Raw genomic sequence first — 26933 nt, forward strand, 5'->3', positions numbered from 1 at the left:
TGTTCCCCTCTATATCAGTCTTTTATAGCTTTACATAGAACATAGAATCACTCATTATACTCTTTTTAATTTGTTAACTTCTTGTAAAATAATCTAGTTCCATTGTCTTATTTTGTCGATTCATCTGAAAGCACTACTATTTTCCTTTCATAAAACAAAAAAGAGATGCCCATCTTACAAGACACCTCTTCCCACACTAGTATTCATTATTGGACCATTATACGTTCAACAGTCTCATCTAAGTGACACAGAAATAGACTTTCTCATATGAAAAATCAAAAGTACCTCTATTATCTACATCGCCGGCGGAATATCTCCCTCTCCATAACGATGATCTAAGTCCACGAATTTATTATATTCTTTTACAAAGGCTAGCTCTACGGTTCCTGTTGGACCATTACGCTGCTTCGCAATAATAATCTCAATAATATTCTCTTTCTCTGTCTCTTTATCATAATAATCATCACGATATAAGAAACCTACAATATCCGCATCCTGCTCAATACTTCCTGATTCACGGATATCCGACATCATTGGGCGCTTGTCCTGCCTGGACTCCACACCACGGGAGAGCTGAGATAATGCAATCAATGGCACTTCCAGCTCCCTGGCCAATGCTTTTAGCGCACGGGAAATCTCGGAAACCTCCTGCTGACGGTTTTCCTTCGAGCTGCCGCTTCCCTGGATGAGCTGCAAATAATCAATCAGAATCATCCCAAGCCCATGCTCCTGCTTCAGGCGCCGGCACTTGGAACGAATTTCATTGACACGTACGCCTGGCGTATCATCAATATAAATTCCTGCATTCGACAGGGACCCCATCGACATCGTCAGCTTACTCCAGTCATCTGCTTGCAGCTGTCCGTTTCTTAAACGCTGCGCGTCAATATTTCCTTCCGCACAAAGCATACGCTGAACGAGCTGATCCGCGCCCATCTCGAGACTGAAAATAGCTACATTTTCATCTGTTTTTACGGCAACGTTTTGCGCTACGTTTAATGCAAAGGCTGTTTTCCCTACGGAAGGACGCGCCGCAATAATAATCAAATCGTTCCGCTGAAAGCCTGATGTAATGCGGTCTAAGTCCAAGAAACCCGTTGGAACGCCTGTTACATCACCTTTTTGCTGGTGAAGCTGTTCAATATTATCATATACATCAATCAAGACATCTTTTATATTTTTGAAAGCTCCTGAATTTTTTCGTCCAGAAACCTCCAGGATACTTTTTTCTGCATCATTTAAAACATCTTCAACCTCATCTTCTTTTTCAAAAGAGGCCGTCACAATGTCTGTTGCTTTTCGAATCAAGCTGCGCAGGGTTGATTTTTCTTCTACAATTCTGCTGTAATACTCTACGTTAGCTGCAGTCGGCACACTTTCTGCCAGTTCTGTTAAGTAGGAGACACCGCCTGCTTCCTCCAGCTGTTTCCGGTCATTTAAAAACGTGGTAACTGTTACAACATCAATCGGTTCCCCGCGCTCAGACAAGGTCATCATCGCTGTAAAAATAAGCTGATGACTCGCACGGTAGAAATCTTCCGGAATCAAAATTTCCGAAGCCTGTACAAAGGCGGTCGGCTCCAAAAAAACAGCGCCTAAAACAGATTGCTCTGCTTCTAAATTATGCGGTGGTGTACGATCATTCAAAGACGCACTCATTACCTCTCCTCCGTATTCTAGTTAAGTGAAAAAAGAAATCGGCACACAATTTTTCTGCCAATTTCTTTTTCCTCTGTTTATTTCCGAATGTCATCCTATTTATTTTTCTTTTACATGAACCTTTACAGAGCCAGATACTTCCGGATGTAATTTAACGGGAACATTTGTGTAACCCAACGCACGGATTGGCTCATCTAATTCTAGCTTGCGCTTATCGATTTTATAGCCATGCTGTTTATTTAATCCTTCTGAAATCTGTTTACTGGTTATGGAACCGAATAAGCGTCCATTTTCTCCAGATTTTGCTTCCAGCTCAACCGTTAAATCAGCAAGTTTGTCTTTTAATTGAATGGCATTTTCTTTTTCTTCTATTTCTAATTGATCTTGTTTTTTCTTTTTCGCATCAAGTGCTTTCAGATTCCCGGAAGTAGCTTCTTCTGCCAGTTTATTTTTGAACAGGAAGTTACGGGCATAGCCGTCAGGAACATTTTTCACTTCGCCTTTTTTTGCTTTCCCTTTAACATCTTTTAAGAAAATAACTTTCATTCTGAATCTCTCCCTTTTTTATACTCCAGCTCATCAATAATCTCAACAAGCATTTCTTTGACTTCCTCAATGGTTTTGTCTTCTATTTGCGTTGCTGCATTGGTTAAATGTCCGCCGCCATTCATTTGTTCCATGATGACCTGTACATTGACATCCCCCAGCGACCGTGCACTGACTCCGATTCTGCCGTCTGCTCTTTCCGAAATAACAAAGGAAGCCGTGATACCTACCATAGACAGTAAGGTATCCGCTGCTTGCGCAATCAGCACAGGGTTATATGCTCTTCCGCTCGGCGCTGTCGCAATCGCAATATAGTCATTATAAATTTGTGTTCTTTCAATAATATTGCTGCGTTCGATAAATACCTCTAAGTCATCTTTGAGTAAATGCTGGACTAATACCGTGTCAGCGCCTTGTGACCTTAAATACGAAGCCGCATCAAATGTTCTTGATCCGGTACGCAGCGTAAAACTTTTCGTATCAACGATAATCCCAGCTAAAAGTGCTGTAGCTTCCAGTACTTTCAGCTTCACTCCTTTGGGCTGATACTCCAGGAGCTCCGTCACAAGCTCTGCTGTGGAGGATGCATAAGGCTCCATGTAGACAAGCGTAGGATTATCAACAAATTCCTCTGCCCGGCGATGATGGTCGATAACAATTTTATAATCGGTATAGTTCAATAAACTTTCTACTGCAACCATGCTCGGTTTGTGGGTATCCACAATGATCAATAAACTCTGCTGATCAATCATGAGATCCTCTGCTTCTTCCGGTGAGATGAATTGATCCCAAAGCTCTCCATCCTCACGAATACGGTCTATCAAGCGGGAAACACCAGTCTCCACATCATTCTCATCAAACACAATATAACCGGGTACATCATTTGTTTTAGCAATATTTAATACACCGATAGCTGCACCAATGGCATCCATATCAGGTGATTTATGCCCCATAATAATAACATTATCACTGGCACGAACCAACTCTTTTAACGCATGGGATATCACTCGTGCCCGTACACGGGTACGTTTTTCCATCGGATTGGTCTTTCCGCCGTAAAAACGTACTTTTCCATTCTCATCCTTAATAGCCACCTGATCGCCGCCCCGGCCTAAGGCTAAATCTAAGCTGGACTGGGCTACTTCACCAATCTCCGGCAGCGTCATATTTCCAGCACCGACCCCGATGCTCAATGTGACTGGATTGCTTTCAGATCCTTTCATTTCCCGGACTTCATCTAAAATAGAGAATTTAACTTTTTCCAGCTCTTCGAGAATTTCCAGATTCCCAACAGCTAAAAATCGTTCCTGTGATGTTCGTTTCAAGTAGAGTCCATAATGACTGGACCAGTTATTCAAAACAGCCGTCACCTGTGAGTTCAATTGACTCTTAGCTGTATCATCCATATTTTGAGTGATTTCTTCATAATTGTCTAAGAAGATAATAGCAAGTACGGTTTGTTCATTATAGTAACGGTCCTTCAGTTTTTGATGCTCTGTACGATCAAGGAAATAGAGCAGTTTCTCTTCCTTTTTTATCACACACAGAAAGGTGTAATCTCCAATTTCCACCCATATTTCATCTCTGTTCTCTATAATCATCGGGATTAAGTCTTCCGATAACTGATTAAGAGATTCACCAATAATGGTATCCTTGCTTGCTTTAAACTGATTCATGAATGGGTTCGACCACTCTATTTGAAAGTTATCATTGTATAGAACAATTCCAAACGGCATCTCTAATAAAGCTTCAGAACCAACTTTTTTCACTCGATGAGAAATCGTCGATATATATTCTTCCGCTTCATCCAGAAGCACTCTTTCCGTTCGAATACTATAGTAAAATGAAGCAGCGTAGACAACTGTCATTATTAAGCCAACTATCCATTGATAGTACCAAACATATAAAAGCAATAGAAATGTAAAGATATAAATCATCCATACATGCTTGCTTAATGTTGGTCTATTCTGTAAATCTGGCACGGCATTCAGCTCCTTCAAAGTCCAACAGTCTTTCTGTTTTTTTCCTGTACTTATTCTTAGACCGAACAATTATTTTATGGCTTTCGGTGCGGGAATCTCGGGTTGCTCTATAAGCCTGCTTCTTTTTTATTTTAACCGCCCTCTTAACCGGAAACCTATATCAATTATACCTAAGATTCGGATGAAATAAAGAAGAATTCCTGGAAAAAGAATCGTTGTAATAACAATCAAAATAGGAACTGCTTTGGCTATACGTTTGATATGTGCAAAGTAAAAAATAAATGAAAATCCTTGCAGCATCAAAGCAATCCCGACAATCATCAATAAATTCTGCGCTCCAAATTCCATGGTGCTTCCTTCTTCAAAACCGATAACAGATAAAATTAATGCTAACAGATAAATCCAAATAATTGCACCCGGAAATTGTAATTCACGGAATGGCGGAAAAGAAAATTTCTCTTTCTCTATCCGATTTAATAACTTATAACTGATCCATTGCGTAATAAATGCCGTAGCTAGAGCAAATACAACCATAAAGGTAGGAATTAATTGCTTCAGTAGGCTAATTTGTGTCTCTTGCAATGCGGTGATATCTTCTTCGTTCAGCGAAGGATTGACACTTTCTATCATGGATGCACTCATACTGACAGAGTCTTCCACAATGTTTTCGTATTCAGATACAATATTAACATCCAACAGTATTTGAATAAAAACAAAAGCCAAAAGCATCCCAACAATAAAGCCGAATGTTCCTTGGGCCAGTGTTTCATATGCTGTATTCCTTTTATACATGGCATAGCCGATAAAAATACCGCCTGCTGCAGCAATAAGCACACCTGGCAGTATCATCATAGACATCAGCAATGTAGATATAATCGCAACAGCCACTGTCATTATAAGACCTGCCTTCACCCCATGCCGTTTCACATAGAATATAAAAGGAACAGGCAGTACAAACATGCTGATTAAACTAAGTATCGGTAAGAAAGAAGCCACCAACAAAACCATAACAATGGCAATCATTAATGCTCCTTCGGTAACTTTTCTCGATTGGTTCATATACTGCACCTCGTTCTAACAAAATTAAATAATAGTAGAGGATGTTTTAAATTCTTCTCCTCTATAAAAAATACATCAAAATTAATCCAATTAGCTGTATCCTTTCCTGTTTAATCACATCCATTTTTATGGGTTTAAATGGCAATATGATAATTCAACACATATTCTATTATGATAACATGAATTTAGCAGAAAGGCTTGTATAGTACCTTGTTCAAAAGAGGGCGTAACGGTGGTGTTCACTATGCTCAGGGAGTATCACCGCTCTATGTATGCAATTAAATGAGGGTAAGTTACACTGAAAATGAATTTTCATATTATTTCCCGGGAAATTTGTCGAATAACGCTGTATTCTTAGCCAACTAAAAGCTAACTCCTATATAATAATAGTGTTGCCAACTAAAAGTAGATTAAATCATATCTTTTCCATTGGTTTCTGAACGGTATATATTTTCTCTTAATCCAATATGAAGCTCTTTATTTGCTCATAATTTTTAGAGGAGAAGACTTTTTCTACTTCAATATAAAGGATGATAATAATGAAATTCACAAAAATACTCAAAGAAAGTCTTTTTCTTCCACAAAAAAAAGCTATGTTTCAGATTAACCGAATCGGGATGGATCAAATTATGATTTACCTTTTCATTTTATTTATGGTGACATCCCTGCCTGAACTAATTTCCCGTTTAACAAGCTGGAGCGGTTTAGGAGGAGAAATGAATATTATCTTTCAGCTTATTTATTTCTTTATGTTTTATTACTTAATTCTATCTATTCTGCTGCTGGGCGTCATTTCATTTATCGCTTATCTCGGCAGAGGGATTGTCCGGCTGGCCAACCGGAAGCTCTATTACGGCACACTTTGGAAGTTGACTGCTTGTTCACTGACGATTCCGATGCTGATTTTTACCTTATTCTCGTTTATTTGGTCCATTCCAGATTGGTTTTTATTCATCTTTTTTATTTATCCAGTAGTTTTGCTGGTGCGGATGGTATTTTTATACCCACAGAAAAGGTTCCGTTAAATGACATTTTTCTACATATTTAAACAAATAAATTGTTGAAATTAATCTGTAAACGTTTTATAGTTTTATTATGCATTTTTTTAGTAATTTGTAAAGCGTTTGCAAAGAAAAGGGGTTTATTATGGAAGATATTTCTGTTTGGCTTACAATTGTTGGACTGCTTATTATCTTTTCAATTGTAGGTTTGCTTATCTCAAATAAAATCAGCCCTATTGTCGGAATGACGATCATTCCAATCATAGGAGCATTTATAGCCGGATTTAATTTTGAGGAACTATCTGGATTTTTAGCAGCTGGTTCTGATCAAGTAATGGGCGTTGTAATCATGTTTATTTTTGCCATTATCTATTTTGGTATTATGCAGGATAGTGGTTTATTTAATCCTTTCATACGCTTTATGATTTTAATGACAAAGGGGAACGTAATCATCGTAGCCATGGCAACCGCGGTTATCGGAATGATTGCACAACTTGACGGGGCAGGAGCATCTACCTTCCTTCTCTGTATTCCAGCGTTGCTTCCTTTATATAAAGAACTACATATGAGCCGTTATTTATTATTATTATTAGTTGCTTTAAGTGCAAGTGTTATCAATATGATTCCATGGGGCGGGCCTGCTGCACGTTCAGCAACCGTTATTGATATGGATTTGATTGACTTCTACCTGCCGCTTATTCCGATACAGGCAATTGGAGCTGTATTAATTTTAGTACTGGCTGCTTTTCTCGGAATTCGTGAGAAAAAGAAAATCAGTAAAAAAGTGGCGGCTGGTGAAATCACCTTAAGTGAAAACGTAAATATTCTTGCGATTGCTGACAATTTTACGAAAAGACAAAATGAAGAAATGGCACAGGCGAAAGAACAGCCGCGAAATTTAGCATGGAGAAACGCGGCAAACCTTGTTCTTACGGTTCTGGTATTAGGGGCCATGATGGCTAGTTTACTGGCTCCTCAATATGCATTTATGATTGGTGTAGCGATTGCCCTTCCATTGAATTACAAGGGCGTCGATAATCAAATGAACCGTGTCAAAGCCCATGCTCCTAATGCCTTAATGATGGCAGCAGTTATTTTAGCTGCCGGAGTATTCCTTGGGGTCTTGAACGAATCAGGCATGCTTGAACAAATTGCACTTGCCGGAATTGCTATCATGCCAGCATTTGTTGTTCCTATTGTACACATTATTGTTGGTATCTTCGGTGTTCCTTTAGATTTACTGACCAGTACTGACGCATATTATTTTGCATTGATGCCGATTGTGGATCAGATTGCGAGCTCCCAAGGGATTGATTCTGTATCTACCGCATACGCTATGATGATTGGTAACATCATTGGAACATTTGTAAGTCCTTTCTCTCCTGCATTATGGTTAGGAATTGGACTTGCGTCAGCTAACATGGGGAAACATATCAAATACTCTTTCTTCTGGTTATGGGGATTCAGTATCGTTCTATTAGTCATTGCTGTATTAATTGGTGTGGTTACTCTATAATATTAGATTCATAAATTCATATAAACGCTTCAAGTACAGCTACGTATTTGCCTGTACTTGAAGCGTTTTTTATGAGGAGAGGCTAGAAGAGAAATAAAAAAGACAGGCTGTAGATCCCTTTTTTATTATTATTATTTCTATGCTTGCCTGAATCGTATTTATTTTGTTATTTAATAAACTTCTACTGGATGAAATGACCCTCCCTGTCTGCCTACATGACGTGAGTATCCCCAAAAGGGCTTCTATGCCCTTTTAAAGACATAAAAAATCCCTCAAGTCCATTAAAACTTGAGGGATTTTTTAATCAGTCTGTTACGTAAGGCAATAAAGCCATTTGACGAGCACGTTTAATTGCAATAGTCAATTTACGTTGATATTTTGCAGAAGTTCCAGTTACACGACGAGGAAGAATTTTTCCACGTTCAGAAACGAAACGTCTTAGCAAATCTACATCTTTATAGTCAATGTGTGTAATTCCATTTGCTGTGAAATAACACACCTTACGACGTTTTGCGCGTCCGCGACGAGCTGCCATGTGAATACACTCCTTTTAAATTAATTTAGTGAAAATGATTTAAAACGGTAAATCATCATCTGATATGTCAATTGGTTCTCCATTGTTTTTAAATGGATCTTCCTGACTTGTATTTTGATTTTGGTTTTGATTAAATCCTTGATTTTGATTTGATGAAAATGGATTTTGCTGATATTGGTTCTGATTATTTTGGTTGTTCTGGTATCCATCCGATTGAAACTGTCCGCCCCCTTGGGAACCTTTCGTCTCTAAGAATTGAACACTATCTGCAACAATCTCTGTTACATAAACCCGTTTGCCATCCTGGCCTTCAAAATTACGTGTCTGTACACGGCCATCTACACCAATCAAACTTCCTTTTTTCATATAATTCGCCAGGTTCTCCGCAGGTCTGCGCCAAACGACACAGTTAATAAAATCTGCTTCGCGATCTCCCTGTTGATTTGAAAAAGGTCTGTTCACAGCAATATTAAAATTAGCTACTGCCACACCGCTTGGTGTATAGCGTAAATCAGGATCCCTCGTTAATCTGCCAACTAATACGACACGATTTAACATCAGAACCACTCCTTATTATTTTTCATCTCGAATTGCCATATGGCGAATAATATCATCGTTGAATTTCGCTAGGCGGTCAAATTCATTTACTGCATTTTCATCACCTTGGAAATTGATAACAACATAATAGCCATCACGATAGTCATTGATTTCATATGCAAGACGTTTCTTGCCTTTTTCATCAACTTTTTCGATTTCCGCACCGTTATCAGTAAGGATTTTGTTAAAACGCTCGATTAAAGCAGTTTGTGCTTCCTCCTCGATATCTGGGCGGATGATGTACATAATTTCGTATTTTCTCATCCGTTACACCTCCTTTTGGTCTTAGCGGCTCTGTTCTCTGCAACTCCGTATGAATCACAGATATAAGAGCAAGGAATAATTTTTTAATTACTCACATTTGGACATTATACCAAATAAATTATGTTATGACAAGCCTTCGAGAGAACCTGATTACGTTTATTTTTAAATATTTACTGTTATCCAGCTTATAATTAGAAAATACACTTACACATTAAATCGGAAATGAATAACGTCACCGTCTTGAACAATATATTCTTTTCCTTCCAGTCTCACTTGACCTCTTTCTCTTGCTGTCGCCATATTGCCTGCATCTACTAAAGCATCATAAGATACGGTCTCTGCACGAATAAATCCTCGTTCAAAATCAGTATGGATAATCCCTGCAGCCTGAGGTGCTTTGATACCCTGACGGAAAGTCCAGGCTCGCACTTCTTGTTCACCGGCTGTAAAATATGTAGCCAGTCCAAGTAAATTATAAGATGCTTTAATTAATTGATCCAAACCAGATTCAGAAATACCTAAATCCTCCAGGAATTCTTCTTTCTCTTCCGGTTCTAATTCAGCTATTTCTTCCTCAATACGTGCGCAGACCACAATTACTTCTGCATTCTCATTGGCTGCATATTCTTTTACTCTTTGAACATTTTCATTTGAATCAGAGTCTGCTACCTCTTCTTCGCTTACATTGGCCACATATAAGGTAGGTTTACTCGTTAACAGATGCAGTCCTTTAACTATTTTCTCCTGCTCCTCTGTAAACTCTAAAGCACGTACCGGCTGATCGTTCTCTAAGCCTTCTTTTACTTTGTTTAAAATCTCATACTCTGCCAATGCTTCTTTATCCTTTTGACGCGCCAGTTTTTCTACACGCTGAAATCGTTTATTGACCGATTCCAAGTCTGCTAAAATCAACTCCAGATTAATGATTTCAATATCATCAATTGGATCGACCTTTCCGGAAACATGTGTAATATTCTCATCTTCAAAGCAGCGTACAACCTGACAAATCGCATCTACCTGTCTGATATGAGATAAAAATTGGTTTCCTAGTCCTTCCCCCTTGCTTGCACCCTTCACAATTCCGGCAATATCCGTGAATTCAAATGCAGTCGGGACTGTTTTCTTTGGTTTTACAAGCTCTGTTAATTTATTTAAACGTTCGTCTGGAACCTCCACAATCCCTACATTCGGATCAATTGTAGCAAATGGGTAGTTTGCTGCTTCCGCTCCTGCCTGCGTGATTGCATTAAATAAGGTAGATTTTCCTACATTTGGAAGGCCGACAATTCCTGCTGTTAATGCCATATTACTTTTTCCAACTCCTTAAGGACTTAATTCGTTCATGAACATTTTCGTAACTCCAATTATAGATAGTCCGCTGCAAAAAGACAAGCATGAGAAAACTCAAAACAGGGCCATTGTCTGACCCCATTTTGAGTTTTCTTCTAAGGAATTTTTTATTTTTGTCTTGTCTTTTCATCAGTAAGATCATTTTTTACTATTCTTCGTGTTTTTCTAGAACTTTTTTCATCTTCTTCGTAAAATCTCTTCTCGGGATAAGCACACTATGCCCGCAGCCAAGACATTTAATCCGGATATCCATCCCCATCCGGATAATTTGCCATCGGTTCTCTCCGCATGGATGCGGCTTTTTCATTTGGACAACGTCACGCAAATCAAATTTTTTATCCATAACTCCTGCTCCTTTTTTGAAATAATGCTGTCTGGCTCCAAGAACCTTTTTAACGGAAACGCAGCGCTTTTCTTACATTACATTATAGCAAATTTAAAGGAGGATTATCCTCGATTTTGCCGACGTTCTTGACGTTCCTGTGTTAATTGATCCATTTCCTGCTCGGAATAAGCAACAATACGAGGAGAAGGAATTTTAACCCCGGATTTATATAGCTTGTCCTGAACCTCTTTACGGATATTCCGTTCTCCCGCCCATTGGAAGACCGGCTCTGTTTCTGCAATAATACGAACAACGAAATGAGAAACATCCAGATTTTGAACACCGATAATCTCTGGGACACCTAAAATAAAATCATATTTTTCCGGCAGTGTTTCTGCTACTTCATGAATAATTTGTTCTACATGTGCGATATCACTTTCATACGGCACATTTACATCGACAACAGAAAGACCATTTCGAGATGAATAATTGATTACCTGATCAATATTTCCGTTAGGGACAATGTTCAGTTCTCCTGTCCAGGAAACAATTTTTGTCGTGCGTAGTCCAATTTCTTCCACTGTTCCTTCTATTCCAGCAGCTAACACATAATCACCTACTGAAAATTGATCTTCAAAAATAATAAAGAAGCCAGTAATGATATCACGCACAAGGTTCTGTGCCCCAAAACCGATTGCCAGACCTGCAACACCAGCGCCGGCTAACAATGGTCCAATTTCAAAGTTAAAGACTTCCAATATCATAACAAGTGCCATAAAATAAACAACATATGCAACGACACTCTTAATCAATTTCTTCAGTGTATCTTCCCGGCGTTTCGGAATCTTTATTGGCCCATGCTGCCTTTGTACAAATAATTTATCTACTATTTTCCGCACGATACGGACAACCAGCCAAGAAATAAGAAGAATTAAAGCAATCCGGATGGCCCCTCCTAAAATGGTTAACCACAATTCAGGATTGCTGAAATAATCCCATAACCTGTCAAATTGATGACTTATAAAATTCAAGTTCATGCGTATATAACTCCTTTCACTTTCTCAATAAAACAGTTCTTCTATTATTGGATGTTAAAAAATACTACCATAATGTTTTTCCCATCTGCAAAAATATAAACATATATATCTTATATTTTGCAAGTTTTTTATTTATAAATTGAGATGACATCGGGATTATACTATTCTCTGACACCTTCATTTTTTTAACAGTCCTTTATTTAGAAGTTATATACATGTTATTCATCAATGAAGTATTATTTTGTTTTTTTCCATAACGGATAGGTTAACAGTCTGGCTAAAATATATAAATTTAGAATACCGTATAGCGGATAGAGGAAATTCACCAAATTAGCAAAACCAAATCCTGTTAATGGAAGCATAAGCAATACCGAAATAAGTACAATCAGGTACATTGGCTTTTCTTCTCTTAAAAATGACTGCACCCTGGTTGCGATACCCAGCATCCCTGCAGCGGCGGTTGTAAAGATTGCCAGCCAAAGAAGGATAGACATAAATAGAATCATCCCTAATGGAAATTCTTTTAAAATAGCGAATAAGGGAATCTCATAAAGAATAATTTCATCCGCGATTTGAATCAAGCTACTATTGTAAATATACGAAACAATTCCTAAGCATACCCCTGTCCCAATACAGCAAATAATAATTTCTCCTCTTCCCTTCACCTTATTTCCAATCGCTCCTAAAATTGCAATCAGCGGAAGAATATTTAATGCTGTAAAGGGAAAGGCGGAAAACCAATTTCGCTGCTCGTGCCAATATGCAAACAGCTGTAAATTTTGATTGGAAACATACATTGCTAACACATACAAAAGCCCGCCAATCAAAATAGGCAATATAAGTTCATTAAAAGTCAATAACCCGTTTATTCCCTTAATAAATAACAATACAAGTACAATTCCAGTAATTCCGATGCCGACCGGGTATGGTAAATGAAATACCTGTCCCGTTGCCCCGCTTCCCGCGATCATAATCATCGTCGTGGTGAACAGATACAGAAGGATTAATCCGTCAAATGCCTTCGTCAGCTTTTTTCCAGCAATTATTTCTAAAACAGGTAAATAATTTTCACTTTTCATTTGGTAGCTGATTGCCATAATCACATAACAGCAGAATGAAAATAGAAAAGAAAATAACACAATAGCCAGTCCGCTTTCATGCCCAAAAAATTGCCACAGTTCTCTTCCTGATACATATCCGGCACCAATCGTTGCACCAAGGATTAATGCCGTCCATTGCAGGCCTCTTCTCCACATGGTATTTCCTCCAATTCATACGTATAGTTCTTCGTAAATTACCGTATACTGTAACAATATGATTTTGGAGGAACTGCTATGAATCTAAAAACAAGCTTACGCATACAATCAAACCATTTTAGAGCAAATTATCAAGAACCCGACATAGCCAAAACATTATCTAATCAAATCATGCCCTGGTTTCCTTTGAAAGCTGTTGATTATATCGCTGTCTTCATTGGTACTGATCGTTCTACAGGAGACGCATTAGGCCCGCTCGCTGGTATGTATTTCGAGGAAATGCGTCCCAGAAATTTACATGTTTATGGAACGATTCATGAGCCGGTTCATGCGGTTAACCTGAAAGAATCCCTCTTAAGCATTTATAAAAATCACGAGAAACCTTATCTGATTGCCATTGATGCATGCCTGGGCAAAAGCAGCTCTGTTGGAAGTATAATTGCTGAAAACAAGCCTTTAAAGCCTGGTCTTGCATTAAACAAACAGCTCCCTCAGGTTGGCAATATGAACATTACAGGGGTTGTCAATGTCAGCGGATTTATGGAACAAACCGTTTTACAAAATACCCGCCTGTCACTCGTCATGGATATGGCTTTAGAAGTAGCAGGCATACTCAAACAGGTGGACAGACAATTAACTTATTCCCGGCATATAAATACAGTTAAAAATATGATTTAAGCATAAAAAAACGGGCTCTCTCTGCCCGATTTTTTTCGTTCTAGAATAAAGTAAAAAGATAGTAAACAAGGACTACTGTCAAAATACTTGGCAGTAAATTCCCGATGCGAATCTTGGTGATATTTAATAAATTGAAGCCAATTGCCAGGATAAGCAGACCGCCGACTGCAGTCAACTCGACAATTAATCCATCTAAAAAAGCGGCCGACACCCACTTGTCAATTTGGGTTGCCAAAAGCGTTATCGTTCCCTGATAAAGCACAACGGGAATGGCTGATAAGATCACACCAATGCCTAAGGTAGTCGTTAACACAAGTGCTGTAAATCCATCAATGATTCCTTTGGTAATCAAAATACCATGATCTCCGCGAATGCCGCTGTCTAAAGCACCGATAATCGCCATTGCTCCAACACAGAAGATAAGAGAAGCTGTTACAAACCCTTGCGAGATGCTTGTATCATTCTCATTCGCGGCAAAACGATAGCCAATCCACTTTCCAAAACGATTTAAGCCTTCTTCAATCTTTAACCCTTCTCCAATGATTGCTCCAGATAATAAACTTAATAAGACCACAATAATCTGTTCCGTCTGTAATGCCATCTGCAGACCAATTAAAACAATAGCCAGTCCTATCCCGTTCATCACCGTCTCTTTAAACCGTTCCGGAATTTTTGTAAAAAATAAACCGATGATGCTTCCAATAATAATAAATGCGAAATTAATAATTGTTCCGAATAAAGCCACTACCTGCCTCCTATTTTTATGAGTTTTTTAATGAGACAAATAAACCTTCTCATATGGCTGTAAAACCACAATAGATAATGTTTTACAGGGCCCCTCTTATGTAGATAATGTTCCACGTGAAACATTCTTCCTAAAAGCACTATATGTATTGACTTAAAGGGGTATCATCATAATCTAGCTATGTTTTATCTTTTAAAATATATAATAAAAAGGGATGTATTCTTTCTTCATTCCCGCTAGATTAAATGTTCTCTTTTCAGCTATTCATTTCAAACAAAGAGTTAAAAAGCATTATAATCAAATTTTGTTTCATTTGCAATCCCTTTTCTTCCGCTAATAAGTTGATAAGGTACCATATTTAGATACATTTGAGAATTGATTAAGTGTACTTACAGGTACCTGACTCATTTTACAGATTTCTAAATCGACGTCCCATGTTATCCAGCAAATAGAAAAAGGAATTCCATATCCTCTTTCAGATACGAAATTCCTTTACAAAAAACTTTTACGCCTCTTCCCTGACTTCTGCCGGCCGGACCCATCTCGAGATCAGACCATGCTTTGGCGAGAGCAGGAAGGTTATAAAAAAGATACAGCCTGTCATAAGCGCCATGGATCCGGAAATAGATGTATTCAGCCACGTAGCTACCCAATATCCTGCAACAGCAGATATGATGCCAAATCCACCGCTTAAAAACAGCATCAAGATTAATTTATCTGTCCATAAGTAAGCAGCTGCTGCTGGAGTAATGAGCATCGCAACCACAAGGATGGCACCGACTGCATCAAAAGAAGCAACGGTGGTTACCGACACAAGTGTCATAAATAAGTAGTGAAAGAAAATCACTGGTATACCTATGCTTGCTGCCAGCGCCGGGTCAAAAGAAGTAATTTTCCATTCCTTATAAAAGGCAATAATAAAGAAAATCAAAACTATTAACACAAGCGCAAGGATTGCAGTAGCTTTAGGTACTGATCCGATCAACGGAATATCCATCGTTGTGAATGGAACAAACGTAATTTCTCCCATCAATGCGTGCTGCACATCTAAATGCACATTCCCCACCGAGGTGGAAATCAAAATAACGCCAATGGCAAACAAGGTTGTAAATACAATTCCCAAGGAGGCGTCGTGCTGTACCTTCAAGTTATTAAGGGACTGCACAAGGAATGCAGTAAGAATGCCGGCAAAAATACCGCCTACAAGCATTGCGGTTCCTGATAACTGCTGTGTTACCATATAAGCTAATACAATCCCAAGCAGCACCGTATGGCTAATTGCATCTGCCATCATCGCCTGTTTTTTCAGAATGAGATATACACCGATTAAGCCGCAGGAAAGACCCACAAGAGATGCTGTTAAAATAATCCACATCGTATAAGTCATTGTGATCCTCCTTTTTCAGCTGCTAATGGATGCTTTTTTTGAGATGCCCGCTGCTGCATTTTAAATTGGATGAAATTGATAATAATCCCTTTTTCCTTTCCAAACAATAAGGAAATGATAAAAACAGCGGAGGAAGTGAGGACGATAAAGGGTCCCGTCGGCAATCCGCTTCCTGTGGAGCTTACCCATGTACCAAACGCACCAGCTAAGCCCCCTATTGCAGAAGAAAGTAAAATCATCATTTTAAAGGAATGCGTCCAATATCTCGCACTCACAGCCGGGATAATCAGCATCGCAGCCATTAAAATAACACCAACCGCCTGGATGCCAATAACAATGGTTGTTACCAGCACGATAGTATACAGCACGTTCATGCCGCGTATGGACATTCCGACACCTTTAGCAAAGTTAGCATCGAATAAAAATAATTTCCATTCCTTGAAAGCAAGGAATATAATCAAAATAACAATCGATGCCAGTGCAATCATTGTGATGACATCGGAACGAACCATTGCCGCTGCCTGCCCGTAGATAAAGTTATTTAATCCGCTCTGATTCCCGCCGGGAGAACGGTTGGCAATCGCCAAAAGCATGATACCCACTCCGTAAAAGACGGATAACGTCATTCCCATAGCAGTGTCTTCCGTAATTCTTGTCGCGCTCGAAAACCATTGAATAAAAAAGGCTCCTAAAAGCGCACTGAGTGCTGCACCGATAACAAGTAATAATAAATTTTTTTCCTGGATGATCAAGAAAGCTACTACAACACCGGGTAATGCTGCGTGGGACAAGGCGTCACTCATCAGATTTTGTCTTTTCCAATAAGCTAAGCATCCGATTCCCCCTGCAGCGATACCCAAAATCATGGTACTTGCCATCACCCATAGCGTATTAATGTGAAGAAAATTGGATAACATATTGATCTCCCTTTCCAACCCATTGCATATCTCCACCATACGTTGTCGCTATATTATCCGTTGTGAACACTTCTTCAGTTTTCCCATGAGCATATACGGTTTTATTTAAAAATAAGACATGGTCAAAATATTCTGGGACGGTTTGCAGATCATGATGGACAACCAACACGGTCTTGCCATTGCTCTTTAATTCTTTCAAAATAGTCATAATCGCTTTTTCCGTAGACGCATCTACTCCTGCCAAAGGTTCATCCATAAAGTATAGCTCAGCATCCTGAGCGAGTGCACGTGCTAAGAATACACGCTGCTGCTGCCCTCCTGATAACTGACTGATTTGACGATGTGCATAAGCTTCCATACCCATTTTCTTCAAGGCATTCATTGCTTTTTCTTTATCTTTTTTAGAAGGAAGACGAAACCAGCCAATCTTTCCATACAGTCCCATGGTTACTACATCCAATGCATCCGTTGGAAAATCCCAGTCAACCGATCCGCGTTGAGGGACATAACCAATTTTCTTCTTTGCAGTTTTAAAAGGACTGCCCCAAAATCTGACATTTCCTGTCAGCTTGGGGTGAAGTCCTAACATGGTCTTGATTAATGTCGATTTACCGGCACCGTTAGGACCGACAATCGCTGTAATCGTTCCTTCTTTCACTTCAAAACTTACATCATTCAATACTTTATTTTTTTGGTAAGAAGCTGATAAATCATCTACGCGTATTACAGATGATGTCACCTTACTCATCTCCTCCAGATAATGCTTCATAGATTGTATTTATATTATGCTTATACATTCCAATGTATGTGCCTTCGTCTGTTCCTTCTTCGCCCATTGCATCAGAATATAGTTCTCCGCCGATTTCTACTTCCATCCCATTATTGGAAGCTCCTTCAATAACTGCATTAATCGTGTCCTGATTCACGCTGCTTTCTACAAATATGGCTGGAACTTCATGTTCTTCAATAATAGAAATGGTATTATTCACATCAGAAACACCGGCTTCACTTTCTGTACTGATCCCCTGCAGACCAACTACTTCCATATCGTGCAGCTGACCAAAATAATTAAATGCATCATGTGCCGTTACAAGCACGCGCTGCGCTTCAGGGATATCTTGTAATTTTGCTGCTTCTTCATCTAATTCTTCTAGCTGTGCAAAATATTCCTGTTTTCCCTCTTCCAGTTCATCTGCATGCTCAGGAGCATACTCTTTTAATTCTTCTACCGCAGCATCTAATGCGTCCTGCCACAGATTATAATCAAACCATATGTGTGGGTCTGGAGCTCCCGGCTCTTCTTCATCTTCTAAAAGAACATCCTCAGGCAATGTTTCCCCAATTGCTAACACTGGTTTTTCGGAGCTGATTGATTCTAATGGTTCTTCCATATTCGCTTCTAAATGTAATCCAGAATAAAAGACGACATCTGCTTCTGATAACGTAGCTATATCCCCTTGTGTTGGATCATATAAATGCGGATCTACAGAAGGCCCCATTAACGTCTCTACATTTACTAGATCCCCGCCAATCTGGGATATCGGCTCCCCGATTTGCGCAATTGTTGTGACAATTTCAATTGGCTTGTCACCTGATGCGCCTCCGCTTCCGTTTTCTTCCTCACTGTCTAAGCCGCAAGCTGCTAAAACGAATACTCCCGTTAGTATAGCAAAGCCCAGTATTTTCTTCCAAGCTTTCTTCATCTTTCTTCCTCCCTCGTTTTTTGCATAAGGCAAACTTTATTATCTAATCCCTACTTTATGCATTGTATTTCGTTTTGTCAAGTAAATTTTATCTAGTCTACTATTTTTCCATCGGGAAACATTTAATACATTAAATTCCATTAAACGTTTATATAGTTAATTTGAAAGACATTTTCAGAATAATTAAGCTATCTAAATACATATTTTTTCATGTGAAAAATTTTTTAACTTATATTCGTTCATCCATATATGCAAACAGTAAATCGAATTTACAGTCTCTGCAATTACATTTTGAGCAGAATACGTAAATATTGAGGCTTAGCTTATTAGGCTAAAGCTAACTTTCCTAAGCATCAGAAATTTTATTTACTATATATTCCCAGCATATAAAATAAAACAGTTTTATTTTTTGTCAAAATGACTTCTTTCATTCCATCTACACCTAGCTTGTTTACGACGATTAAGAAAAACCAAGAATACCGCTTGATCTTTAAAACACGAGTATTCTTGCCAAAGAGATGTCCACTGCGACGGGTTTCGATGGGACGAGTAATCGCAGTCCCAGTGTGAAGACCCCGCAGAAAAAAAAGCGGAGTGTATTTCTGGAGTCTAAGATTACTCACCCCATGAAATCCGTTGGAGCGGGTATCCTCAACATTTTATACTTTCTTACTTTTTAACAAAAAAAAACAGCCGATATACTGCTATTTGCAGTATATCGGCTGTTTCCTATTTTTCCAGATATTCCAGAATGCGATTTAAATCATCGTCATTGTAAAATTCAATTTCAATTTTACCTTTTTTCTTTCCTTTATGAATATGAACAGCTGTGCCAAGCGTATCACGAAGCACCGTTTCTCTTTCCTGGATAAATACATCCTTTTTCGGCTTCTTCTTCTGTTGTTTCACTTGTTTTTCGTTCATAGCGATAATAAGCTTTTCTGCCTGCCGCACATTTAACTTCTCATTGCGTATTTTATTGGCTACAGCAAGCATCGCTTCCTGTTCTTTTAACCCAAGTAATGCCCGTCCATGTCCCATGGACAACTCACCATTATTAATATGAGCAATTACTTCCTCGGGCAAGGATAATAAACGAATCATATTCGCAATATGGGAACGGCTTTTCCCTAATCTTTCAGCCAGGACGTGCTGCGTAATATTCAGCCTGTCTACTAAATTAGCGTAGGCTTGTGCTTCTTCAATTGGAGTCAGGTTCTCACGTTGCAAGTTTTCTAGTAACGCAATTTCCATCATGCGTTCATCTGTCAATTCACGGACAATAGCAGGAATTGTCTCTAGTCCAGCTTCTTTTGCTGCCCGGCATCTTCTTTCCCCGACAACAATTTCAAAACCTTTAAGACTTTTCCGTACAATAATCGGCTGAATAACACCGTACTCTTTAATCGAGTCTTTTAGCTCTTCAATAGAATCTGCCTGAAAGCTCTTCCTTGGCTGATAAGGATTGGGACGACAATGAGATAATTCAATTTCCTGCACATTATCTTTACTGTCTTTTTCAGCTTCTGGAAACAACGCGTTAATTCCTTTACCTAACCCTCTCTGCATTTGTCATCACTTCCTTCGCTAAATCAAGATATACCTCTGCACCACGAGATTTGGAATCATAAGAAATAATTGGCTGGCCATGACTCGGTGCTTCCCCTAAACGAACATTTCTTGGAATAATGGTTTCAAATACTTTATCTTGGAAATACTTCTTCACTTCTTCAATCACTTGAAGACCGAGATTAGTACGTGCATCCAGCATCGTTAAAAGAACCCCTTCTATCATTAATTCTGTATTCAAATGCTTTTGCACTAATCGTATTGTATTTAATAACTGGCTCAAGCCTTCCAATGCATAATACTCACATTGTACTGGAATCATAACAGTATCGGATGCGGTTAATGCATTAATTGTCAGTAATCCCAATGATGGCGGACAATCAATAATAATATAATCATACTGGTCTTTTATCTCGCTTAATGCCGTTTTCAGTCGAATTTCTCTTGAAATAATGGGAACAAGTTCAATTTCTGATCCTGCCAGTTGAATCGTTGCAGGAATAATATCTAAGTTCTCTAAATTCGAGGGAACAATGACATCTGCTGCTGGTGTATCTTCTACTAATACATTGTAGATACATTGACTGACATCTGCTTTATTCACGCCTACCCCGCTTGTTGCATTTCCTTGGGGGTCTGTGTCCACGAGTAATACCTTATTCCCCAATGAAGCTAAGCAAGCACTGACATTCACAGATGAGGTTGTCTTTCCAACGCCTCCTTTTTGATTTGCGATGGATATAATTTTTCCCATGTTGACACCTACCTTAGTTGGAGGTTGTTCAAATTTTTCCTGATAAAATGAAATTTCATTCTTTTCATCAAAAAAAATTGAGCAATCACTTCTCTATTCACTATCATAGCATTTATTTTAAATTTACGATGCTTTCTAGCATTTTTTAATTTAATTTTAATATAGAACAATCCAAAATACTACCCGAGCAAATGTATCATGTATGTTCAAAACAAAATACCCATCTAATCTTAAGATGGGCAAAGAAAAGCCGGTATGCTAATTCATTCTGCTGCTATTTTTGCTTAGGTATTTTAATGGTTATCTGATAATAATCATCGAGTTCTTGTTCATCTGATTCCACATCAACACCCGTATCTGACACCATATTAAGGGACTGTCGGATTGTATTCATTGCAATCCGGACATCTTTATTAATACCTTTGAATTTTGGTTTTGGCTTCTTTTTTTCCTCTTTTGGCTCATTGATTTTAGAGATTCGCTCTTCTGTTTGCTTCACATTCAATTCTTTCTCAAGAATTTCTTTTAACAAGAAAAGCTGCTGTTCTTCGTCCTTTAACTTAATTAAAGCACGTGCATGTCTTTCTGTAATTAATTTTTCCAATAAAGCATCCTGCACTTCTTTCGGAAGCTTTAATAATCGCAGTTTATTAGCGATTGTAGACTGGTTTTTACCAAGACGCTGCGCTAATGCTTCCTGCGTCAAATCATGCAGCTCAAGCAGTTTATTGTATGCTATAGCTTCTTCTATTACTGTCAGTTCTTCCCGTTGCAGATTTTCAATAAGTGCAACAGAAGCTGTTTCCGTATCACTCATTTCACGAATAATTGCGGATACTTGTTTCCAGCCTAAATGCTGAACTGCTCTCCATCTTCTTTCCCCTGCAATTAACTCAAAGGAATCTTCATCTAGTTTACGAACGACAATTGGCTGAATCATTCCATGTGTGTGTATGGTTTGTGCTAATTCTTTTATCTTTTCTTCCTGAAAAATCGTTCGTGGCTGGTAGCGATTGGCCTGAATTTTATCGATATCGATTTGAATCACTTCATCTGAAGAATAGGAAACCTTCTCCGTATCAATTGGATCCTTATCGCTTTTTCCAAATATCCGATTAAAAGGACTCACCACTTGCTGACACCACCTTCTAAAATTAACAAACTATTCATTATCAAATCTATTAAAAATAAAAGCCCGAAGCTGTACGAGCTTTCACAGAACGGGACTTAGATTTAATTCGGGGCTGTAATCAACCGCCCCATCGAAGAGATTTCGTGATTACGCGTCCCACCGAAAACATTTGAGGTAACTTTTGCATCTCTTGTCACGCCAAAACGGACAATTTTTTAGCAGAAGTTCCTTTTTCATATGTTAACATTCCTAATTTACTTCTTAATTAAAAGATAATGTTTCACGTGAAACATTATTAATCTTTCCAAATTACTTCGTGAATTCATCTACTATTATATAGATGGTTTATTCACCTGTACAACATTCATATAATAGCATCTATCCTTTTATAAATACAACAACGAACAGTCCATATGTACAGTTTCTATTTTACCATACCTACTGCTGAAAAAATATAAAATGAATTTAAATAATCGAAAGCGTATCTTTTTGTGAGTTTGTGAATCTTTTTTTAGATTAAAAAGTAGCTATTCAATTGGTTCTTTATTTGGCACTCCTGCTTTTCTAGGATATTTTTTTGGTGTCTTCCGTTTCTTTGCGATTTTAACAATAGAGCGTTCTCCTGCATCAGGGGAAAGTGTGAACGTATCAATCGATTCTACTTCTCCCCCAAGCAATTCAATCGCTGCTTTTCCTGTTTCCAGCTCTTCTTTTGCTTGGGATCCTTTCATCGCAACAAAATAGCCGCCTTTTTTCACAAATGGAAGACATAATTCACTCAACACCGACATTCTGGCTACTGCTCTTGCCGTTACTAAATCATATTGTTCGCGGAATGTATCATTTTTCCCTGCATTTTCAGCACGGTCGTGATAAAAAGCAACGTCAGTCAATTCCAGTGTATTGGCTAAATGATTTAAAAATGTAATTCGTTTTTTCAATGAATCAATAATAGTTACCTTTAAGTGTGGAAAGCATATCTTCAGTGGAATACTTGGAAAGCCCGCACCTGCGCCAATATCACAAATAGACAGCTCCTGCGTCATATCTGTATGAAAAGCGGCAGTAATACAGTCATAAAAATGCTTTTCATATACTTCTTCTTCCTCTGTAATTGCTGTTAAATTTATTTTTTCATTCCATTCGACAAGCTCCTGAAAATAAAGATGAAATGCTTGTTGCTGTGATTCATTTAATGTTATTCCTTTTTCTCCCAATGCTTGGACAAATTGTTCTGGCTTCATTATAGTCTCCTTTTCTTTCATTCGTATTTGGTCATCTGATTGTTAAAAATAAATTCGATATCAAGCATCATTTATCTTTATATATAAGTTGAAATAAAGATTTCAACTTATATCAATCACTCGAGAGTCTTATGTATTCTTTTTTTTATTCATCCAGGGGTGACTCCCCTCCCCTGCTGCATCAATATTATCGATACATCAAAATAGAAAGCGCTGTATATTATTTAGAAAAATAGCGACGTATGGATAACGCCGCTATTTTCTTATTTTAATTTGCAATTCGGGCAATATTTCCTTGTTCAATATAAACGAGCAAAATAGAGATATCTGCCGGGTTTACTCCGGAAATTCTGGATGCTTGACCAACAGAAAGCGGTCGTACCTTTTTTAATTTTTCAATCGCTTCTGTAGCAATACCATTGATTGCATTATAATCGATATCTGCTGGTATTTTCTTGTCTTCCATTTTCAGCATTCTCGCTACTTGCTCTTTTGCTTTTTTAATATAGCCTTCATATTTAATTTGAATCGCTACCTGTTCTTTTACATCATCACTGATATTCTCGTCAATTTCAATCATTTGCTCGACATATTCATACGTTAATTCGGGACGTTTTAATAAATCATATGCTTTAACTGCTTCTTTCATCGGTGCAGCACCAGCGGATTTCATCACGTTTTGTATTTCTTCCGTTGGCTTGACCACGATTTTATTTAAACGTTTCTTTTCTGCTTCCACCTGCTCTTTCTTCGCTGTGAAAGCAGCATATCTTTCCTCAGAAATTAACCCGTAGTCGTAGCCAATATCGGTAAGACGTAAATCTGCATTATCATGACGAAGCAATAAGCGGTATTCTGCACGTGATGTCAGTAAGCGATAAGGTTCATTTGTTCCTTTCGTTACGAGATCATCAATCATTACGCCGATATACGCTTGGGAACGATCTAAGATAATCGGTTCTTTACCAGTTACTTTTGCTGCTGCGTTCATACCGGCCATTAAGCCTTGACCAGCTGCTTCTTCATAACCTGAAGTTCCGTTAATTTGACCGGCAGTGAATAATCCAGGCAAACGTTTGGTTTCCAATGTCGGCCACAGCTGTGTCGGAACTACCGCATCATATTCAATCGCATAGCCGGCACGCATAATTTCTGCATTTTCCAGACCTGGAACAGATTTTACCATTTCATGCTGCACAGACTCCGGCAAAGAAGTTGATAGCCCTTGTACATAAACCTCTTCTGTATTTCTTCCTTCTGGTTCTAAGAAAATTTGATGTCGGGGCTTATCATTAAAACGAACGATTTTATCCTCAATTGACGGACAATATCTTGGCCCGGTTCCCCGCTTCATACCAGAATACATGGCTGATAACGTCAAATTTTCATTAATTACTTCATGTGTGAATTCATTCGTATACGTTAACCAGCAAGGAATTTGATCTTCAATCACTTCCGTTGTTTCATAAGAGAAGCTTTTCGGATTCTCGTCTCCAGGCTGAATTTCTGTTTGTGAATAATCAATTGTATGGCTGTTTACACGTGGAGGTGTGCCTGTTTTAAAACGTGTTAAGTTAAAACCTAATTCCTCCAGGTTTTCTGATAACTTAATGGATACACGCTGATTATTTGGGCCACTTTCATATTCTAAATCGCCCATCAGCACTTTCCCGCGCATAAATGTTCCGGTAGTCACAATAACCGATTCAGCATAATAAGCTGCTTTTGTTTCTGTAATAACTCCCTTACAAATGCCGTCCTCTACGATAAGCGAGTTTACCATCCCTTGGCGGACCGTTAAGTTCTCTTCATTTTCAACCAGATTCTTCACTTCCTGCATATATACTGGTTTATCAGCCTGTGCACGTAATGCTTGTACAGCCGGCCCCTTTCCAGTATTCAGCATCCGCATTTGGATATAGCTTTTATCAATGATTTTCCCCATAATTCCGCCAAGTGCATCAATTTCCCGTACGACAATACCTTTGGCAGGACCGCCAATAGATGGGTTACAGGGCATAAATGCAATCATATCTAAGTTCAATGTCAGCATTAATGTTTTTGCCCCCATACGGGCAGAAGCATGTGCTGCTTCTATTCCAGCATGACCGGCTCCAACAACAATGACATCATAATTTCCTGCGTTATAAGTCATTTTTTTCTTCCTTTCCTTTATATAAACATATCCATTATTTTCCTAAGCAGAACTGAGAGAATAACTGATCAATCAAGCTGTCACTTGCTGTATCGCCAATAATTTCCCCCATAAACTCCCATGAACGTGTCACATCAATTTGCACAATATCCATTGGCATGCCAAGCTCAATCGCCTCGCGAGCATCATCCAATGCCTGTTTTGCCTGTTTTAACAGCTGGATATGACGCACATTGGATACATACGTTAAATCTCCTGTATCTACTTCACCAGAAAAGAAGGTATTGGCAATTGCCTGCTCCAGCTGATCAATACCCTGCTCTTCAATTAAGGAAGTTGTCACGACAGGCTTCCCTTCTGCAAATTTCCGTACTTCTTCTAAATCTAACTTCTGCTCTAAGTCTGTCTTATTGATGATGACAATATACTCTAAACCTTGCACAGCTTCAAATAATTTTTTATCTTCCTCGCTCAAAGCTTCGTTATAATTTAATACAAATAAAATTAAATCAGATTCCTTCAATACCTGTCTGGAACGATCCACACCGATACGCTCTACTATATCCTCTGTTTCCCGGATTCCAGCTGTATCTACTAAACGTAAAGGCACTCCGCGGACATTCACGTATTCTTCAATAATATCACGCGTTGTCCCTGGAACTTCTGTAACAATGGCTTTATTTTCCTGCACCAAGGTATTCATTAAGGAAGACTTGCCGACATTTGGACGTCCAATAATAGCCGTTGCTAAGCCCTCACGCAAAATTTTACCTTGCGATGCAACTTCCAGCAGCTTCTCTATTTCTTCTCCCACCTCTTTGGTCTTTTCCTCCATCAAGGTGTGCGACATTTCCTCAACATCATCATACTCTGGATAATCGATATTTACCTCTACATGGGCAACGGTTTCCAGTAATTCTTGCCTTAACGTCTGAATAAGCTTCGACAGACGTCCATCCATTTGTTTTAATGCCACATTCATTGCTTTATCTGTCTTTGCACGGATCAAATCCATTACTGCTTCCGCTTGTGATAAATCAATGCGGCCATTTAAAAAGGCACGTTTAGTGAACTCGCCCGGCTCAGCCAGACGTGCTCCTTTTGCGAGCATAATCTCTAACACACGATTCACGGAAACCAATCCGCCATGACAGTTGATTTCAACAATATCTTCACGGGTGAAGGTTTTCGGAGCACGCATCACGGAAACCATAACCTCTTCTGCTAATTCCTTTGTTTCCGGGTCAATCACTTTCCCATAATGAATTGTATGGGAATCTGCCTCTTTCAGGCTCTTTCCTTCAAACACATCCGAGGCTAACGGAATTGCTTCCGGTCCGCTTAGACGCACAATTGCAATCGCCCCCTCACCTACTGGAGTGGATATCGCTGCTATTGTATCTGTATCCATACTTATTCACCTGCCTTCCCTTCATTCTATATCTATAATTAATTCGTTAATTTTTATTATCACTAACAATCAAGAATAACATAGTTTTAGAAAAAAAGAAACTTATCCACA

General features: G+C 38.7%; 25 protein-coding genes. 3 read left to right on the plus strand and 22 right to left on the minus strand.

Going from position 1 to position 26933, the window contains the following annotated elements; translation table 11 throughout:
• Positions 1 to 294 precede the first annotated feature (294 nt).
• The 4 genes from dnaB to ACFO3P_RS01065 form a co-directional block, all read right to left on the minus strand.
• Positions 295 to 1659 carry a replicative DNA helicase gene (dnaB, locus tag ACFO3P_RS01050; protein ID WP_042528710.1) on the minus strand — a complete coding sequence of 455 codons (1365 nt, stop codon included), beginning with the start codon at positions 1657 to 1659 and terminating at the stop codon, positions 295 to 297.
• Between the two features lie 99 nt (positions 1660 to 1758).
• Positions 1759 to 2205, minus strand: a complete 447-nt coding sequence (rplI, locus tag ACFO3P_RS01055; protein WP_042528708.1) for a 50S ribosomal protein L9 — start codon at positions 2203 to 2205, stop codon at positions 1759 to 1761.
• Positions 2202 to 4187, minus strand: coding sequence for a DHH family phosphoesterase (locus tag ACFO3P_RS01060; RefSeq protein ID WP_193063756.1), 1986 nt, complete (start codon positions 4185 to 4187; stop codon positions 2202 to 2204). Before ACFO3P_RS01060 ends, rplI begins: the two co-directional genes overlap by 4 nt.
• Before the next feature lie 126 nt (positions 4188 to 4313).
• Positions 4314 to 5246 carry a YybS family protein gene (locus ACFO3P_RS01065; protein ID WP_379542108.1) on the minus strand — a complete coding sequence of 311 codons (933 nt, stop codon included), beginning with the start codon at positions 5244 to 5246 and terminating at the stop codon, positions 4314 to 4316.
• Positions 5247 to 5785: 539 nt separating this feature from the next.
• Between ACFO3P_RS01065 and ACFO3P_RS01070 the strand changes: the two genes are divergently transcribed.
• Together ACFO3P_RS01070 and ACFO3P_RS01075 are read left to right on the plus strand one after the other, a co-directional pair.
• Complete coding sequence (locus ACFO3P_RS01070) at positions 5786 to 6271, plus strand: DUF1189 family protein (RefSeq protein ID WP_193063757.1); 486 nt, start codon at positions 5786 to 5788, stop codon at positions 6269 to 6271.
• 121 nt (positions 6272 to 6392) lie between these two features.
• The gene (locus ACFO3P_RS01075; RefSeq protein WP_193063758.1) at positions 6393 to 7763 is read left to right on the plus strand and encodes a CitMHS family transporter; all 1371 of its coding nucleotides are present in this window, start codon (positions 6393 to 6395) and stop codon (positions 7761 to 7763) included.
• A 304-nt stretch (positions 7764 to 8067) separates the two neighbouring features.
• On the opposite strand, the gene rpsR is transcribed toward ACFO3P_RS01075, so the two are convergent.
• From rpsR to ACFO3P_RS01110, 7 genes are all read right to left on the minus strand, one after another.
• A complete protein-coding gene (gene rpsR / locus ACFO3P_RS01080; protein ID WP_042528696.1) occupies positions 8068 to 8298 on the minus strand; it encodes a 30S ribosomal protein S18 in 231 nt (76 codons plus the stop codon).
• A 39-nt stretch (positions 8299 to 8337) separates the two neighbouring features.
• The gene (gene ssb, locus ACFO3P_RS01085; RefSeq protein ID WP_042528694.1) at positions 8338 to 8856 is read right to left on the minus strand and encodes a single-stranded DNA-binding protein; all 519 of its coding nucleotides are present in this window, start codon (positions 8854 to 8856) and stop codon (positions 8338 to 8340) included.
• 15 nt (positions 8857 to 8871) lie between these two features.
• Entirely contained in the window at positions 8872 to 9159 is a 288-nt protein-coding gene (gene rpsF / locus ACFO3P_RS01090; protein WP_042528692.1) for a 30S ribosomal protein S6, read from the minus strand.
• Positions 9160 to 9363: 204 nt separating this feature from the next.
• Positions 9364 to 10464, minus strand: coding sequence for a redox-regulated ATPase YchF (gene ychF, locus ACFO3P_RS01095; protein ID WP_042528690.1), 1101 nt, complete (start codon positions 10462 to 10464; stop codon positions 9364 to 9366).
• A 193-nt stretch (positions 10465 to 10657) separates the two neighbouring features.
• Positions 10658 to 10852 (minus strand): DUF951 domain-containing protein, encoded by a 195-nt coding sequence (locus ACFO3P_RS01100; RefSeq protein ID WP_193063759.1) that lies wholly within the window; start codon positions 10850 to 10852, stop codon positions 10658 to 10660.
• Between the two features lie 104 nt (positions 10853 to 10956).
• A complete protein-coding gene (locus ACFO3P_RS01105; RefSeq protein ID WP_193063760.1) occupies positions 10957 to 11871 on the minus strand; it encodes a mechanosensitive ion channel family protein in 915 nt (304 codons plus the stop codon).
• 236 nt (positions 11872 to 12107) lie between these two features.
• Positions 12108 to 13127 (minus strand): YkvI family membrane protein, encoded by a 1020-nt coding sequence (locus ACFO3P_RS01110; protein ID WP_379542109.1) that lies wholly within the window; start codon positions 13125 to 13127, stop codon positions 12108 to 12110.
• A 78-nt stretch (positions 13128 to 13205) separates the two neighbouring features.
• Here ACFO3P_RS01110 and yyaC point away from each other — a divergent pair, with 78 nt between their 5' ends.
• Positions 13206 to 13805: a spore protease YyaC gene (gene yyaC, locus ACFO3P_RS01115; RefSeq protein ID WP_042528680.1), complete on the plus strand. Its 600-nt coding sequence runs from the start codon at positions 13206 to 13208 to the stop codon at positions 13803 to 13805.
• A gap of 40 nt (positions 13806 to 13845) precedes the next feature.
• Here the strand turns inward: yyaC and ACFO3P_RS01120 are convergent, their stop codons facing one another.
• The 11 genes from ACFO3P_RS01120 to mnmE form a co-directional block, all read right to left on the minus strand.
• Complete coding sequence (locus ACFO3P_RS01120) at positions 13846 to 14550, minus strand: DUF554 domain-containing protein (RefSeq protein ID WP_042528678.1); 705 nt, start codon at positions 14548 to 14550, stop codon at positions 13846 to 13848.
• Between the two features lie 505 nt (positions 14551 to 15055).
• Complete coding sequence (locus ACFO3P_RS01125; protein ID WP_379542110.1) at positions 15056 to 15937, minus strand: metal ABC transporter permease; 882 nt, start codon at positions 15935 to 15937, stop codon at positions 15056 to 15058.
• Positions 15934 to 16854: a metal ABC transporter permease gene (locus ACFO3P_RS01130; RefSeq protein WP_379542111.1), complete on the minus strand. Its 921-nt coding sequence runs from the start codon at positions 16852 to 16854 to the stop codon at positions 15934 to 15936. The genes ACFO3P_RS01125 and ACFO3P_RS01130 overlap by 4 nt, the downstream gene beginning before the upstream one ends.
• Entirely contained in the window at positions 16829 to 17593 is a 765-nt protein-coding gene (locus ACFO3P_RS01135; protein ID WP_379542112.1) for a metal ABC transporter ATP-binding protein, read from the minus strand. Before ACFO3P_RS01135 ends, ACFO3P_RS01130 begins: the two co-directional genes overlap by 26 nt.
• Before the next feature lies 1 nt (position 17594).
• Positions 17595 to 18557, minus strand: coding sequence for a metal ABC transporter solute-binding protein, Zn/Mn family (locus ACFO3P_RS01140; RefSeq protein ID WP_379542113.1), 963 nt, complete (start codon positions 18555 to 18557; stop codon positions 17595 to 17597).
• A gap of 729 nt (positions 18558 to 19286) precedes the next feature.
• Complete coding sequence (locus ACFO3P_RS01145; protein ID WP_042528669.1) at positions 19287 to 20126, minus strand: ParB/RepB/Spo0J family partition protein; 840 nt, start codon at positions 20124 to 20126, stop codon at positions 19287 to 19289.
• On the minus strand, positions 20107 to 20880 hold the full coding sequence (locus tag ACFO3P_RS01150; protein ID WP_042528667.1) for a ParA family protein: 774 nt from the start codon (positions 20878 to 20880) through the stop codon (positions 20107 to 20109). The genes ACFO3P_RS01145 and ACFO3P_RS01150 overlap by 20 nt, the downstream gene beginning before the upstream one ends.
• Before the next feature lie 274 nt (positions 20881 to 21154).
• Complete coding sequence (gene noc, locus ACFO3P_RS01155; protein ID WP_193063765.1) at positions 21155 to 22012, minus strand: nucleoid occlusion protein; 858 nt, start codon at positions 22010 to 22012, stop codon at positions 21155 to 21157.
• Between the two features lie 527 nt (positions 22013 to 22539).
• Positions 22540 to 23256 (minus strand): 16S rRNA (guanine(527)-N(7))-methyltransferase RsmG, encoded by a 717-nt coding sequence (gene rsmG / locus ACFO3P_RS01160; RefSeq protein WP_193063766.1) that lies wholly within the window; start codon positions 23254 to 23256, stop codon positions 22540 to 22542.
• Positions 23257 to 23524: 268 nt separating this feature from the next.
• On the minus strand, positions 23525 to 25411 hold the full coding sequence (mnmG, locus tag ACFO3P_RS01165) for a tRNA uridine-5-carboxymethylaminomethyl(34) synthesis enzyme MnmG (RefSeq protein ID WP_193063767.1): 1887 nt from the start codon (positions 25409 to 25411) through the stop codon (positions 23525 to 23527).
• A 34-nt stretch (positions 25412 to 25445) separates the two neighbouring features.
• Positions 25446 to 26822 (minus strand): tRNA uridine-5-carboxymethylaminomethyl(34) synthesis GTPase MnmE, encoded by a 1377-nt coding sequence (gene mnmE, locus ACFO3P_RS01170; RefSeq protein ID WP_379542114.1) that lies wholly within the window; start codon positions 26820 to 26822, stop codon positions 25446 to 25448.
• Positions 26823 to 26933: the final 111 nt, after the last annotated feature.

Source organism: Oceanobacillus aidingensis (assembly GCF_042654105.1).
Lineage (GTDB): Bacteria > Bacillota > Bacilli > Bacillales > Amphibacillaceae > Oceanobacillus > Oceanobacillus oncorhynchi.

Excerpts from the sequence above, each read along its gene's own strand:
- dnaB (WP_042528710.1), bottom strand. The coding sequence starts at position 1,659 with ATGAGTGCGTCTTTGAATGATCGTACACCACCGCATAATTTAGAAGCA.
- rplI (WP_042528708.1), bottom strand. The coding sequence starts at position 2,205 with ATGAAAGTTATTTTCTTAAAAGATGTTAAAGGGAAAGCAAAAAAAGGC.
- ACFO3P_RS01065 (WP_379542108.1), bottom strand. The coding sequence starts at position 5,246 with ATGAACCAATCGAGAAAAGTTACCGAAGGAGCATTAATGATTGCCATT.
- ACFO3P_RS01070 (WP_193063757.1), top strand. The coding sequence starts at position 5,786 with ATGAAATTCACAAAAATACTCAAAGAAAGTCTTTTTCTTCCACAAAAA.
- ACFO3P_RS01075 (WP_193063758.1), top strand. The coding sequence starts at position 6,393 with ATGGAAGATATTTCTGTTTGGCTTACAATTGTTGGACTGCTTATTATC.
- rpsR (WP_042528696.1), bottom strand. The coding sequence starts at position 8,298 with ATGGCAGCTCGTCGCGGACGCGCAAAACGTCGTAAGGTGTGTTATTTC.
- ssb (WP_042528694.1), bottom strand. The coding sequence starts at position 8,856 with ATGTTAAATCGTGTCGTATTAGTTGGCAGATTAACGAGGGATCCTGAT.
- rpsF (WP_042528692.1), bottom strand. The coding sequence starts at position 9,159 with ATGAGAAAATACGAAATTATGTACATCATCCGCCCAGATATCGAGGAG.
- ychF (WP_042528690.1), bottom strand. The coding sequence starts at position 10,464 with ATGGCATTAACAGCAGGAATTGTCGGCCTTCCAAATGTAGGAAAATCT.
- ACFO3P_RS01100 (WP_193063759.1), bottom strand. The coding sequence starts at position 10,852 with ATGGATAAAAAATTTGATTTGCGTGACGTTGTCCAAATGAAAAAGCCG.
- ACFO3P_RS01105 (WP_193063760.1), bottom strand. The coding sequence starts at position 11,871 with ATGAACTTGAATTTTATAAGTCATCAATTTGACAGGTTATGGGATTAT.
- ACFO3P_RS01110 (WP_379542109.1), bottom strand. The coding sequence starts at position 13,127 with ATGTGGAGAAGAGGCCTGCAATGGACGGCATTAATCCTTGGTGCAACG.
- yyaC (WP_042528680.1), top strand. The coding sequence starts at position 13,206 with ATGAATCTAAAAACAAGCTTACGCATACAATCAAACCATTTTAGAGCA.
- ACFO3P_RS01125 (WP_379542110.1), bottom strand. The coding sequence starts at position 15,937 with ATGACTTATACGATGTGGATTATTTTAACAGCATCTCTTGTGGGTCTT.
- ACFO3P_RS01130 (WP_379542111.1), bottom strand. The coding sequence starts at position 16,854 with ATGTTATCCAATTTTCTTCACATTAATACGCTATGGGTGATGGCAAGT.
- ACFO3P_RS01140 (WP_379542113.1), bottom strand. The coding sequence starts at position 18,557 with ATGAAGAAAGCTTGGAAGAAAATACTGGGCTTTGCTATACTAACGGGA.
- ACFO3P_RS01145 (WP_042528669.1), bottom strand. The coding sequence starts at position 20,126 with ATGCAGAGAGGGTTAGGTAAAGGAATTAACGCGTTGTTTCCAGAAGCT.
- ACFO3P_RS01150 (WP_042528667.1), bottom strand. The coding sequence starts at position 20,880 with ATGGGAAAAATTATATCCATCGCAAATCAAAAAGGAGGCGTTGGAAAG.
- rsmG (WP_193063766.1), bottom strand. The coding sequence starts at position 23,256 with ATGAAGCCAGAACAATTTGTCCAAGCATTGGGAGAAAAAGGAATAACA.
- mnmG (WP_193063767.1), bottom strand. The coding sequence starts at position 25,411 with ATGACTTATAACGCAGGAAATTATGATGTCATTGTTGTTGGAGCCGGT.
- mnmE (WP_379542114.1), bottom strand. The coding sequence starts at position 26,822 with ATGGATACAGATACAATAGCAGCGATATCCACTCCAGTAGGTGAGGGG.